Below are 13,565 nucleotides of genomic sequence, written 5' to 3' on the forward strand. Positions count from 1 at the left end.
CTGAGAAAACATCATATTAAACAAAGTATTTCGAGAAAAGGGAATGGCTTGAGAAAGTGATTCATGCGTACATTCATTATTACAACAATGAGCGTATTCAAGTTAAATTAAAAGGACTCAGCCCTGTACAATACAGAACTCAGTCCTTAAATTAAACAGTCTAACTTTTTGGGGTCAGATCACAAGCGGTCTTTTTAATTAAATATCTTCTTCCTCATCATAGCTGTCATATTCAAAGTCATCATTAGCTAATGAAGCGCAGCCATATTGCTCTAATTTATTTTTGGTAAAGTTAGAACGGAATGCCGAGCTATTGTTATTCAAGCTAATTACACCAATAGTCGCATTATTACATTGGTGCTTATTGATAAAAACGAGGTTGTAGCCAGACTCTCGGATATAACCGGTTTTATTGATTGCCGCATCGAAAATCTCTTCGCGCACTTATGCACTGGTATTTTGCATAAATACGTTACGTTTGCCGGCACGAATATATGCAGCCTTCGTATTAGAGAGTTCTTGGATTTTAGCATTGTTCAGCGAATATTTTGCCAGTTTAACTAAATCCATCGCACTTGATATATTGGTGCTAGATAAACCTGAACTATCGCTAAAACGAGTAGAACGCATACCTAATTGCTGTGCTTTTTGGTTCATCTTTTGGATAAATTGTGAACGGCTCATACCGGCAGAACGAGAAAGCGCATGAGCGGCATAATTATCGGAATGGACTAACATCGCTTTTAATAATTCGCTGCATGCAATCGACGTATATTTTGGCAATTTAGTGCCGGTGCCTTTGATGTAATCGAAATCTTCGTCTGAAATTGAAGCGCTACAGTTTTTATTTTTATTATTTTCTAAAAAAACATTCGCCGTCATGAGCTTAGTAACAGAAGCAATCGGCTGAACATTATTCGCTGAGCGGCTTTCTAAAATTTTATCGTGAGTAAAATCATACACCACGTAAGATTGGGCAATACTAAGGGTTGGAAAAAGGAAAAAAACGGAGAGAAATTTCTTAAACATATTATGATTCATCGAGTTAAAAATTAGCCTGTTATTCTAACAGGCTTTTGTTATGCTCGCTATGGACTAAACAATTCTTAGGAATACCAAATGTTCTTTACAAAAGGCACGATGGTTTTAAGCGCTTCCGAGATCGAAATTAAGCTTAAATTCATTTGTTGTGCTTTTTCTTTCGCTTCAGGCGGCATAAAGGCTAAGTGCTTACCTTCTTCATTGATTGGGCGCCAACGGCGAGGTAACGCAGATAAACGGCTTGGATAAAAACCGATAGTTGCGACATTCAGCGCGCCAGCGATATGCAGCGGCCCGGTTGAACCGGCAATAAACAGATCAGCACAAGCAATCGAACAAGCAAAATCTTGTAAACCGTCATTCTTATCGTACACCACTGCTTTGGCTGCAGTAATTTGTGCGGCTAATTGGTGAGCTTTTTCGCTTTCGCCTTTACCGGCAGTTAGCACGATTTCACAATTGGTTTCACTGGCAATGCTATTAAGCATTTGTGCATATTGTTCAATAGATAAGCTGGTTGCAGATCCGCCGGTAGACGCATGCACAAATAACCATTTACAAGCGGTCGAAATTTGCAGATTTTTTGCTAATTTGGCTTTTTGTTGTGTAATCTGGTCTTCGCTGAATTGTAAGTAAGGCGGCTTAGGCTCAACCACTGCAATATGGTGTTTTTGCAGAAAGGCACGAGCTAAATCTAGATTATATTCGCTTTCCGCTTTTGCCGATTGCGAACGGCGTTGCGTTAAACGTTGGTTATATAGAAATTGAAAGACTTTGGTTGCCGGCGCAAGACGGTGTTTAATGCCACTTTTCCATGTCAATTTGGCATTGTACCAGTCGGAAACAAAGCAGATTACCGCATCAAATTGCGCATTTTTAACCGCTTGTAAAACACGGTTGAACTCAGTTTTGTCTTTTTTATTCGGAGTATCGATAATCACGTTATCAATCGAAGGGCATAGCTCGACAAGCGGGGCGGTATAGCTTGGCATGAGTGCTGTAATTTCGGCATCTGGCATTGACTGTTTCAACATCGCAAATGCCGGAAAACACACCATAAAGTCACCGATTTTATCATTACGAATGACGAGAATTTTTTTCATTATATTTTTAACCTTTTAAAACGAATTACCGACTATTTTAGCATTTTTTAAGTGGAATTTTGGGTAAAAAATTATGAAAAATTGACCGCTTGTTTAGCGTTAAACGTTAGATTAAAAATCATTACGAGATTTCCCTCTAAATTTTAGATGTAATTTTTACAAAATTAAACTAGAATAGACGGAATGACACAAATGCAACCGTTTGCGTCAGTTATCTTTTACGTTTTAAAATTTATAGGAATTCGTATGTCAGCAACAATTTTAGAATCTCTCCCGTTAGGTCAAAAAGTCGGTATCGCATTTTCAGGTGGTTTAGATACTTCAGCTGCATTACTTTGGATGCGCAAAAAAGGTGCTGTACCTTATGCTTACACTGCAAACTTAGGTCAGCCGGATGAAGACGATTACAACGCAATTCCGAAAAAAGCAATGGAATACGGTGCGGAAAATGCATGTTTAATCGATTGTCGTGCGCAATTAGCACACGAGGGTATCGCTGCGATTCAATGCGGTGCGTTCCATATTTCAACCGGTGGTATTCCTTATTTCAACACTACGCCACTTGGTCGTGCGGTAACCGGTACAATGCTTGTTGCGGCAATGAAAGAAGATGACGTGAACATTTGGGGTGACGGTTCAACCTTCAAAGGTAACGATATCGAGCGTTTTTATCGTTACGGCTTATTAACCAATCCAAAATTAAAAATCTATAAACCTTGGTTAGACCAGCTTTTCATTGATGAGCTTGGCGGTCGTTTAGAAATGTCTCAATTCTTAATCGCTAACGGTTTCGACTACAAAATGTCGGTGGAAAAAGCATACTCAACAGACTCAAATATGTTAGGTGCGACTCACGAAGCGAAAGACTTAGAAGAATTAAGTACCGGTATGAAAATTGTGAAACCAATTATGGGTGTAGCATTCTGGGACGAATCTGTAGAAATCAAACCTGAAACCGTTTCAGTGACTTTCGAAGAAGGTGTGCCGGTAGCATTAAACGGTAAACGTATCGAAGATGCGGTTGAATTAATTTTAGAAGCCAACCGTATCGGTGGTCGCCACGGTTTAGGTATGTCGGATCAAATCGAAAACCGTATCATTGAAGCAAAATCTCGTGGTATCTATGAAGCACCGGGGATGGCGTTATTACACATTGCTTACGAGCGTTTAGTGACCGGAATCCATAACGAAGACACAATCGAACAATATCGCATTAACGGCTTACGTTTAGGTCGTCTACTTTACCAAGGTCGTTGGTTCGATCCACAAGCGTTAATGTTACGTGAAACGGCGCAACGTTGGGTGGCAAAAGCGATTACCGGTACAGTAACTTTAGAATTACGTCGTGGTAATGACTTCACCATTTTAAATACTGAATCACCAAACTTAACTTACGAAGCAGAACGTTTAAGTATGGAAAAAGTAGAAGATGCACCGTTCACACCAGCGGATCGTATCGGTCAATTAACCATGCGTAACTTAGATATTGTGGATACACGCGGTAAATTAGGCATCTATACTGAGACAGGTTTATTATCCGTTCAAAACAACGTATTACCACAACTTGGTAAAAAGTAATCTTGATCTAATGCTTCAGAAAATTTAGAATCAATCAAAAGCCCCAATAGTTTACGCTTCGGGGCTTTAATTTTTTTATCAGTTTTTAAATTAAGGGGTCAAAAATTAAGAATTTTTTGCAAATGAAATTAGTTGAAATATTTACAGACGGCTCGTGCTTGGGCAATCCCGGCAAAGGCGGTATTGGCATTGTATTACGTTATAACGGACACGAGAAGCAAGTTAGCAAGGGTTACTTTCAGACTACCAATAACCGGATGGAATTGCGTGCGGTGATTGAAGCGTTGGCAATGTTAAAAGAGCCTTGCCAAGTGCAGTTGAATTCAGATAGCCAATATATGAAAGACGGCATCACTAAATGGATTTTCAACTGGAAGAAAAATAACTGGAAAACCGCTAACGGTAAGCCGGTTAAAAATAAAGATTTGTGGATAGCGCTAGATCAAGAGATTCAGCGCCACAAAATTGAGTGGTCTTGGGTAAAAGGACACTCAGGTCATCGTGAAAATGAAATTTGCGATGAGTTGGCTAAAGCAGGTGCAAATAATCCTACATTGGAAGATGTAGGGTACAATGCGGATTAGCCAAAAGAGGCAAGCGGTCAAATTTTGCAAAATTTTTGCAAATTTGAACCGCTTGTAAAATTTTTCGGCATATATTATGCGTTTTTTACGAAGTTTGCTCTACGCAAACGTTTTCTTTTTTTGTAGAATATAGGTTCTTAACCTTTAGGGGTTTTTATGGTTGACATTATTATTATCGGATTAATTGCATTTTCTATCTTAGTAAGTCTTTGGCGAGGTTTTGTGAGTGAAGTGCTTTCACTTGCCGGTTGGGTCGTAGCGTTTTTTGTGGCAAGCAATTTTTACCCTTACCTTAGCGGCTACCTCACGCAAGTAAATTCGGTATATCTTCAAAACTCAGAATACTTACGTAATGGTATCGCGGCTGCTGTTCTTTTTATTATCACACTGATTGTATGCGGCATTATTAGCGCTCTGCTAAGCAAATTAGTGGATACAACAGGTCTATCAGCGACAGATCGTGTGTTAGGCGGTGCGTTTGGTGCATTACGCGGTATTTTGATTGTTGCGGCAATCTTATTCTTCTTAGATACCTTCTCATCAGCAAGCCAAACGGAATTATGGAAAGAGTCTCAACTCATTCCGCACTTTGACTTTATTGTGAAATGGTTCTTTGAACAACTACAAGCTAATTCCAGCTTTTTAAATTCGACTAAATAGAGAGGTTTTTATATGTGCGGCATTGTCGGCATTATTGGGGGATCGCCGGTTAATCAGGCGATTTATGATGGTTTAACATTACTTCAACATCGCGGGCAAGATGCCGCAGGTATCGTCACAATTGATGATGAAAACCGCTTCCGCTTACGTAAAGCTAATGGCTTAGTAAGTGACGTATTTCGTCAAGAGCATATGCTCAGATTACAAGGTAATTCGGGTATCGGCCATGTTCGTTACCCGACTGCCGGTTCATCAAGTGTTTCAGAAGCACAACCTTTCTATGTAAACTCACCTTTCGGTTTAACTTTAGTTCACAATGGTAACCTAACCAATAATGCCGAATTAAAAGAACGCTTATTCAAAGAAGCTCGCCGTCATGTGAATACCAATTCGGATTCAGAATCATTACTAAATATTTTTGCGCACTATTTAGATCAATATCCGACAGCGCATTTAACCCCTGAAAATATCTTTGAAACAGTACGTAAAACAAACGAAGTGATTCGTGGTGCTTATGCGTGTATCGCTATGATTATTGGTCATGGTATGGTGGCATTTCGTGATCCGTTCGGCATTCGTCCGCTAGTATTAGGTAAACGTGTTGTGGAAGGCAAAACAGAATATATGTTTGCTTCCGAAAGCGTTGCGTTAGATATTGTCGGTTTTGAATTTGTACGTGATGTAAATCCGGGTGAAGCGGTTTATATTACCTTTGACGGTGAATTACATTCGGCAATTTGTGCTGATAATCCGAAATTAAACCCATGTATTTTTGAGTACGTTTATTTTGCTCGCCCAGATTCGGTGATTGACGGCGTATCAGTGTATAGTGCACGTGTGCATATGGGTGAATTATTAGGTGAGAAAATTAAACGTGAATGGGGCAGAATGGTTGATGAGATCGATGTGGTTATCCCAATCCCTGAAACCTCAAATGACATTGCCGTACGTATCGCAAACGTCTTATATAAACCTTATCGCCAAGGCTTTGTAAAAAACCGTTATGTTGCGCGTACCTTCATTATGCCAGGGCAAGCGCAACGTAAAAGTTCGGTACGCCGTAAATTAAATGCGATTTCAAGCGAGTTTAAAGGCAAAAATGTGTTATTAGTTGATGACTCTATTGTACGCGGTACAACATCGGAACAGATCGTTGAAATGGCTCGTGCTGCCGGTGCAAAGAAAGTTTACTTTGCATCAGCTGCGCCGGAAATTCGTTACCCGAACGTATATGGTATTGATATGCCGACTTGTGAAGAGTTAGTGGCTTATGATCGCTCAGTTGAAGAAGTGGCGGAAATGATTGGTGTAGATAAGCTGATTTTCCAAGATCTCGAAGCATTATACAAAGCGGTTCAGGCAGAAAACCCAACAATTCAGCATTTTGATGCATCAGTATTTACCGGCGAATACATTACCCGCGATGTAGATAAAGCTTACCTTGACGCAATTGCACACGCCCGTAACGATAAAGCGAAAGCCAAAGCTGCAAAACAAGCAACCAATTTAGAAATTCATAACGAAAACTAAATTAAAGCATAAAAAACAAGCCCTTGAGTCTGAGAAGATGTATTAATGACTATATAAAACGATGCCCCTTGAAACCGAAATTTCAAGGGGCAGATCGTTGCGAGAAATTCATCTCTTATTGTAACAACGTTTTTCATTTCGCAGTGCCATTACAATGATTGAATAATATCGTTGACATTGATTGTTGTCAATATACATTTATTACAATTTATGATAAAAATTAAATGTCTTATAACAAAAGGATTATTACAAATTATAAGAGGTGAAATTGTATGAAATTAACGCCATTAAACTATATTTTAGGTCTTGATTTAGGCATCGCTTCTGTCGGTTGGGCAGTGGTAGAAATTGATGAACAAGAAAACCCGCTTGGTTTAATCGATGTGGGGGTACGTACTTTTGATCGTGCTGAAGTCGCTAAAACAGGTGAAAGTTTGGCATTGGCTCGTCGCTTGGCTCGTTCTTCTCGCCGTTTAGTGAAACGCCGTGCGGACCGAATTAAGAAAGCCAAGCGTTTACTGAAAGCGGAAAACCTATTACTTTCAGCTGATGAAATTTTGCCAAACGATGTGTGGCAACTGCGAGTGAAAGGCTTAGACCAAAAACTCGAACGCCAAGAATGGGCGGCGGTGTTGCTGCATATTCTCAAACATCGCGGTTATTTGTCGCAACGCAAAAATGAAAGCAAAAGTGAAAATAAAGAACTAGGGGCGTTGTTGTCAGGCGTGGCGACCAATCATCAGCTGTTGCAAACTGCCGAATACCGCACGCCTGCGGAAATTACCGTGAAAAAATTTCAGGCAGAAGAAAACGGACACGGACATATCCGCAACCAACGCGGCGACTATTCACACACCTTCGACCGCAAAGATTTGCTTGCCGAAATGAAATTATTGTTCCAACGCCAAGCCGAATTGGGCAATCCACACACTTCTGAAAAATTATTGGAAAATTTGACCACTTTATTGCTGTGGCAAAAGCCAGCCTTGGCAGGCGAAGCTATTTTGAAAATGTTGGGCAAATGCACCTTTGAACCTGCCGAATATAAAGCTGCGAAAAATAGCTATTCTGCTGAACGTTTTGTATGGCTAACGAAATTGAATAATTTACGCATTTTAGAAAATGGGATTGAGCGAGCATTAACGGATAATGAACGTTTTACTTTGCTTGATCAGCCTTATGAAAAAGCCAAATTGACTTATGCCCAAGCACGTACAATGTTAGCTTTGTCTGATGAAGCAATTTTTAAAGGTGTACGTTATCAAGGCGAAGATAAAAAAGCGGCTGAAAAAGTAGCTTTAATTGAAATGAAAGGTTATCAACACATTCGTAAAGCATTAGAAGGTGCGGGTTTAAAAGCAGAATGGAATGAACTTAAAAATAATTCTGAATTGCTTGATGACATTGGCACAGCGTTTTCACTTTATTTTTCAATATCAAACTTACCAACCGAAATAGCCTATTTTACACCGTGATAATTGCTGCCTGTGACTGTTGGTGCAATAGCTCTAGAACCTTCAAGTACCGCAACACATAATGTAGTCATTAGTAATTTTTTCATTTATAATCCCCTTTTGGTTAGATGGAAAGCCTTTCGGGACTCTAGCATATCAAAAAAACCTTTTAAACATACAAAATTGACTTAAATAAAAAGGACACAAAAAAAGCGGTCAAATTTGACCGCTTTTTTACAAATAATGAAATTACTCTTCGCCTAATAATTTAAGTTCACGAGCTTTCACCTGGTTTTTAAGGATTTCAACAAATTCTTCAATGGTGAATGTGCCTAAATCCGCACCTTTACGGGTACGTACCGATACTTTGCCCGCTTCAATTTCTTTATCGCCGCACACAAGCATATAAGGTACTCGACGTAAGGTGTGTTCACGTACTTTAAAGCCGACTTTTTCGTTACGTAAGTCTGATTTCGCACGGATACCCGCATCAGATAACGCTTTCGTTACTTTCTGTACATAGTCCGCTTGGCTATCGGTAATATTCATTACCACTGCTTGAGTCGGCGCTAACCACGTAGGGAAGAAACCTGCGTATTCTTCGGTGATGATACCGATAAAGCGTTCGATAGAACCTAAAATCGCACGGTGAATCATAACCGGTGTACGGCGACCGTTATCTTCCGCCACATAAGACGCATCTAAACGCCCCGGTAATGCGAAGTCTAATTGGATCGTACCGCATTGCCATTCACGATCTAAACAGTCACGTAATGCAAACTCAATTTTCGGACCGTAGAATGCACCTTCGCCTTCTTGGATTTCATAGCTTAAGCCGTTTGCCGTTAATGCTTTTGCTAAGCCGTCTTCCGCACGATCCCACATCGCATCATCGCCGATACGGTTTTCTGGACGAGTTGAAAGTTTCACTTGAATGTTGCTGAAACCAAAAGTACTGTAAATGTCATAAACCATTTTGATACAGCTGGTTACTTCAGATTCAATTTGATCTTCGGTACAGAAAATATGCGCATCATCTTGGGTAAAACCACGTACACGCATTAAGCCGTGTAATGAACCTGACGGCTCGTTACGGTGGCACGAACCGAATTCCGCCATACGGATCGGTAAGTCACGGTATGATTTTAAACCTTGATTGAAGATTTGAACGTGACCCGGGCAGTTCATCGGTTTGATTGCATATTCACGGTTTTCAGATTGAGTCGTGAACATTAAATCCGCATAATTTTGCCAGTGGCCGGTACGCTCCCAAAGCACTCTGTCCATCATAAACGGACCTTTTACTTCTTGGTAATCGTACTCTTTTAATTTAGTACGTACGAAAGTCTCAAGTTCACGGAAAATCGTCCAGCCGTCATTGTGCCAGAACACCATACCCGGCGCTTCTTCTTGCATATGGTATAAATCTAACGCTTTACCGATACGGCGGTGGTCACGTTTTGCCGCTTCTTCTAAACGGGTTAAGTATTCCGCTAATTGTTTTTTATCTGCCCAAGCCGTGCCGTAAATACGTTGCAACATTTTGTTTTTGCTGTCGCCACGCCAATATGCACCCGCTACTTTTTGTAATTTGAAGTGATGACAGAAACGCATATTTGGTACGTGCGGACCACGACACATATCGATATATTCTTCGTGGTGATATAACGCAGGCATTGCAGTACGTTCGATATTTTCATCTAAAATCGCCATTTTGTACGGTTCGCCACGTTTTTCAAACGTATCACGCGCATCTTGCCAGCTCACACGTTTTTTCATCACGTCATAGTTGGTTTTAGCCAGCTCAAGCATACGCTTTTCAATCGCATCTAAATCTTCTTGTGTGAGCGAGCGATCTAAATCCACATCATAATAGAAACCGTTGTCGATTGTCGGACCAATCGCCATTTTTACATCTGGAAATAATTGTTTGATCGCGTGACCTAATAAGTGCGCACATGAGTGACGAATGATTTCTAAACCGTCTTCATCTTTTGCAGTAATAATTTCAAGTGAGCTATCTTCAGAAATGATGTCACACGCATCACGGCGTTCGCCGTTTACACGACCGGCAATCGTGGCTTTCGCTAAGCCTGCACCGATTGATTGTGCAACTTCCATTACAGAAACGGGATTATCGAATTGGCGTTGTGAGCCGTCTGGTAAAGTGATAATAGGCATTTTTATATCCTTGTTACAGTGGTCACCCATACGAGAGGTGACTTGTTGGTTTAAAAATAAAAACCGCTAACAAGCGATCTGATTTAAATCTTTTTTACAATTTGTTTTACATCACCCCAACCATGGATGAATAGCAAAACCGGCGAATTTTATCACAAAATCTCAACAAGCGGTCTGATTTCTCACGCAATTTGCAAAATTTCTCTGAAAATAGACCGCTTGTCTAAGCTAACTATATTCGGTACATAGGGCTAGATACCAATAAGTACGGAAAAAACCTTTTACCTCCATTTCTGCAATTGTCTATAAGTATCAACTATTTAATTTAATCTTTTAATTAAATTGAGAATTTTTAATCACGAAATATACTTATAGGTACATTAAAAACAAAAGAGGTCAAACTATGATAACTCCTTTACAAATTAGGGCTAAAATCATTGATTTCCTACAAGCCCAACACCTTAAAAAGGCTGAAAATGATTACAAAAAACTAGAAAAGGCGACCGAACCGGAAGAGATTGCCAAAATAAAGGCTGAAATTAGTAAAAGTGAAGAAAAGTATCAGTTCAATACTTGGATTCATACTGCAGCAGAAATGGCAAGGCAACTTAAATTTGGTACTCATATTGCTAAAGGAATCCCCCCCCGATGCCAAAGGTAATAACATAAACTTTCAGGCTAATTTGAATCTCCCTGCAACATTAGTTAGTTCTCAATTGATTGATAAACTTGTTTTAGATGCTAACGGTAATGCTGCCGCACTCCCTCTCGCTGCATTTTTCGATATTATGATTGATGAAGTCAATAAACCGACTTTAAAAGACCTATTGCTAACAGATGAGCCTTGTTTGGACGGCTGTTTTAGTGATGATCATTCGCTTTCGGAACAATATAAAATCGCTTTTCAAATAGCATTAAAAGGTAATTTAAACTCACCGGAAACACATGAGCGAAATAAACAAGTTTTATGGGTAAACAGTAGCTCAGCTATTGAGGATAATCACTATACTTGCCTTATTCCGCTTTATCCTTCTTCCTTCACTCACGCCATTTATAATAAGCTGAATCAAGCCCGTTTTTCTGAGGAAAATAAACAAGCAAGAGAAAATCGTTATAAAAATAAAGCTCAAAATCCCTATATTTCTATACCCAATTATACCCAATTTAGCAGTCACCAAACTAGGTGGAACAAAGCCGCAGAACGTTAGCTTATTAACCAGTAAACAAGGTGGCAGAAACTATTTACTTCCCTCTCTTCCTCCCATTTTTACCAAAGGCGAACTTCGCTTAACCAGTACACAGGATACGATTTTCAACGATCGCTTAGCCTATGTCTGTCGGGCCGGTTTATACCAGCTATATCAAGCAGTTGCAGATTCTAGGAAGAATTATATTGTTCGAGTTCCGCGTGCCGAAGCCGTAAACTTAATTGTTAAAATGGTACTGCAACAAGCTTATAAGCTACAGAAACGTACTGCAGGTTGGAGCCGAGGCTACCAACTGACTTGGTGCGAAAAATATTGGCTAGATCCTCAACTCGCTAAGCTAAATGGAGAAGAACAATTCCATTCGGCTTTAACTCAACAAGACTGGATTTCTGACGTAGAACAACGCTTTGCCGCTTGGCTCAATGCGTTGCTCAAAAAACGCTTTCCAAATATCAGGACGATTTTACCGCTACAGAATATAACGAATGGCGTAAATATTTCCGAAAAAAATTACATCGACAATTACGCTGCTTATATAAGGAGGTATTATGAATTATCCAAACTTTTATCTGCTGTTTGATTATATTGAAATTCAAGCGGCAAACACGATTTCCAGCCCGATCACGTATGGTTTTCCTGCACTCACCGGTTTTACCGGAGCAGTTCATGCACTTAGCCGCAAACTTTTTCCCCCAACAAATGGAATTAGGCGGCGTGATGATTGCTTGTCATGATTATCAAATATTAGGTTATAAAAATAGTAATTTTTCAGATTTAACCTTTAATCAAACACGTAACCCTCTCAAAAAAATGGCGATTCGCCTTCCATTATCGAGGAAGGAAAAATTCACTTGGATATTTCATTAGTCGTTGAAATGGAAGTTAAAGATCCTGAGCTTTACTATGCATTAAATAGTCAGGACTCGGAACAGAAAACACAATTTCTTGAACATTGCAAAAAATTGCTTATGCAACAACGAATTGCCGGTGGTAGTGTTTTTCAAATTGAAAATGTTGAACTCTTTAATTTAAGTGATACTAAGGAAATAAAACTTGCTCTTATGCCAGCTTTCGTTCTCATGGATGCAAAGCAAACCTTAGCGGATATTACTCAGTCATTACAAAGCGGAATCTCAAATAATGAAATAACGATCAGTCCTGCTACTCCAAATGCGAATGCGCTGGATGCGTTACTGGAGGTAGCCACATTACATCATATTCCATTATCCGAACACGCAACTTCCCAAGAATGGGAAATCTTTAATGTCAATCAAGGAAAAGGATGGCTAGTACCGATCCCTGTCGGTTACCAAGCTATTTCACCACTATTTACTGCTGGTGAAATGCAAAATTGCCGTACGAATGAATACCCAAGCCAATATGTTGAAACGGTTTACACTTAGGGAAATGGGTTTTCCCTTTTCGTTTACCTGATGATTTATCGCAATGTTTTTGGCACTACAACACCCCACAAGATAATCTCTATTTAATTACCCAAAGAGCATAATATGACAAAATTAACTACTGCATCAATTCTCGCATTTGAACGTAAACTTGATATTTCCGATGCCACTTTTACCCAAAAAACAGTACGAATGACGTACCTGAAATTGCAGTTACGATTCGAGATAAATCAGTAAGAGGAACTATTTCAAATCGCTTAAAAAATGCGTTACCCAACGATCCCGCCAAATTAGACGCTGAAATTGAAAAAGCCAATTTACAGCGCGTTGATGTTGCAACTTTAAATGACGACTACGATACTTTAGTCGCAAGATTTACCTGTAAAATTTTACCTTTTGAAGGAAAGCCTAATGTTTGTAATGATCCTGAATATCAAGCAAAACTCCTATCAACCATTCAAAATTGCTTAACCACTCACGGTATGTCGGAATTAGCCAAAAGATATGCGACTAATTTGGCAAATGCTCGCTGGTTATGGCGTAATCGTATCAGTGCAGAAACTATCCAAGTCAGTATAAAGGTCGCGGATGATGTCGTTGTTTTCGAAAATGCCAAACAACTGCCGCTTAACAGTTTTGAACAAGCGGATGAAAAACTTCAAAAAATTGCAAGTTATATTGAAAAAGGTTTAAAAGGCGAAGAATTCATCATTCTGGAAATTGAAGCCCAAGCCAAAATCGGGGGTGGTCAAGAAGTATACCCGTCACAAGAATTGGTGTTAGATACCGGTACTCGCAAAAGTAAAATTTTAGGGGCTGTAGT

6 protein-coding genes and 6 pseudogenes are annotated in these 13,565 nt (G+C 39.6%); 9 read left to right on the forward strand and 3 right to left on the reverse strand.

What is annotated here, in order from left to right; translation table 11 throughout:
• Window positions 1-23 precede the first annotated feature (23 nt).
• Window positions 24-155 (forward strand): annotated as a pseudogene (locus tag HMPREF0027_RS11760) (IS3 family transposase); the annotation flags it as partial.
• 43 nt (window positions 156-198) lie between these two features.
• Here the strand turns inward: HMPREF0027_RS11760 and HMPREF0027_RS07005 are convergent.
• Together HMPREF0027_RS07005 and HMPREF0027_RS07010 are read right to left on the reverse strand one after the other, a co-directional pair.
• A pseudogene (locus HMPREF0027_RS07005) lies at window positions 199-1,029 on the reverse strand (D-alanyl-D-alanine carboxypeptidase family protein).
• 77 nt (window positions 1,030-1,106) lie between these two features.
• Window positions 1,107-2,144: a glycosyltransferase family 9 protein gene (locus HMPREF0027_RS07010; protein ID WP_005623485.1), complete on the reverse strand. Its 1,038-nt coding sequence runs from the start codon at window positions 2,142-2,144 to the stop codon at window positions 1,107-1,109.
• Window positions 2,145-2,390: 246 nt separating this feature from the next.
• On the opposite strand from HMPREF0027_RS07010, the gene argG reads away from it, so the two are divergent.
• The 5 genes and pseudogenes from argG to cas9 form a co-directional block, all read left to right on the forward strand.
• Entirely contained in the window at window positions 2,391-3,722 is a 1,332-nt protein-coding gene (argG, locus tag HMPREF0027_RS07015) for an argininosuccinate synthase (RefSeq protein WP_044024353.1), read from the forward strand.
• A 122-nt stretch (window positions 3,723-3,844) separates the two neighbouring features.
• Entirely contained in the window at window positions 3,845-4,306 is a 462-nt protein-coding gene (gene rnhA, locus HMPREF0027_RS07020) for a ribonuclease HI (RefSeq protein WP_005623487.1), read from the forward strand.
• Window positions 4,307-4,462: 156 nt separating this feature from the next.
• The gene (locus tag HMPREF0027_RS07025; RefSeq protein WP_005623488.1) at window positions 4,463-4,966 is read left to right on the forward strand and encodes a CvpA family protein; all 504 of its coding nucleotides are present in this window, start codon (window positions 4,463-4,465) and stop codon (window positions 4,964-4,966) included.
• Between the two features lie 12 nt (window positions 4,967-4,978).
• The gene (purF, locus tag HMPREF0027_RS07030) at window positions 4,979-6,496 is read left to right on the forward strand and encodes an amidophosphoribosyltransferase (protein WP_005623489.1); all 1,518 of its coding nucleotides are present in this window, start codon (window positions 4,979-4,981) and stop codon (window positions 6,494-6,496) included.
• Window positions 6,497-6,768: 272 nt separating this feature from the next.
• A pseudogene (gene cas9 / locus HMPREF0027_RS07035) lies at window positions 6,769-7,923 on the forward strand (type II CRISPR RNA-guided endonuclease Cas9); the annotation flags it as partial.
• A 276-nt stretch (window positions 7,924-8,199) separates the two neighbouring features.
• On the opposite strand, the gene thrS reads toward cas9, so the two are convergent.
• Window positions 8,200-10,131 (reverse strand): threonine--tRNA ligase, encoded by a 1,932-nt coding sequence (gene thrS, locus HMPREF0027_RS07040; RefSeq protein WP_044024354.1) that lies wholly within the window; start codon window positions 10,129-10,131, stop codon window positions 8,200-8,202.
• Window positions 10,132-10,534: 403 nt separating this feature from the next.
• On the opposite strand from thrS, the pseudogene csy1 reads away from it, so the two are divergent.
• From csy1 to csy3, 3 pseudogenes are all read left to right on the forward strand, one after another.
• Window positions 10,535-11,891: pseudogene (gene csy1, locus HMPREF0027_RS07045) on the forward strand (type I-F CRISPR-associated protein Csy1).
• Window positions 11,888-12,846: pseudogene (gene csy2, locus HMPREF0027_RS07050) on the forward strand (type I-F CRISPR-associated protein Csy2). Before csy1 ends, csy2 begins: the two co-directional pseudogenes overlap by 4 nt.
• A 1-nt stretch (window position 12,847) precedes the next feature.
• Window positions 12,848-13,565: pseudogene (gene csy3, locus HMPREF0027_RS07055) on the forward strand (type I-F CRISPR-associated protein Csy3); the annotation flags it as partial.

This window comes from Actinobacillus ureae ATCC 25976 (assembly GCF_000188255.1).
GTDB classification, from domain to species: Bacteria; Pseudomonadota; Gammaproteobacteria; order Enterobacterales; family Pasteurellaceae; genus Actinobacillus; species Actinobacillus ureae.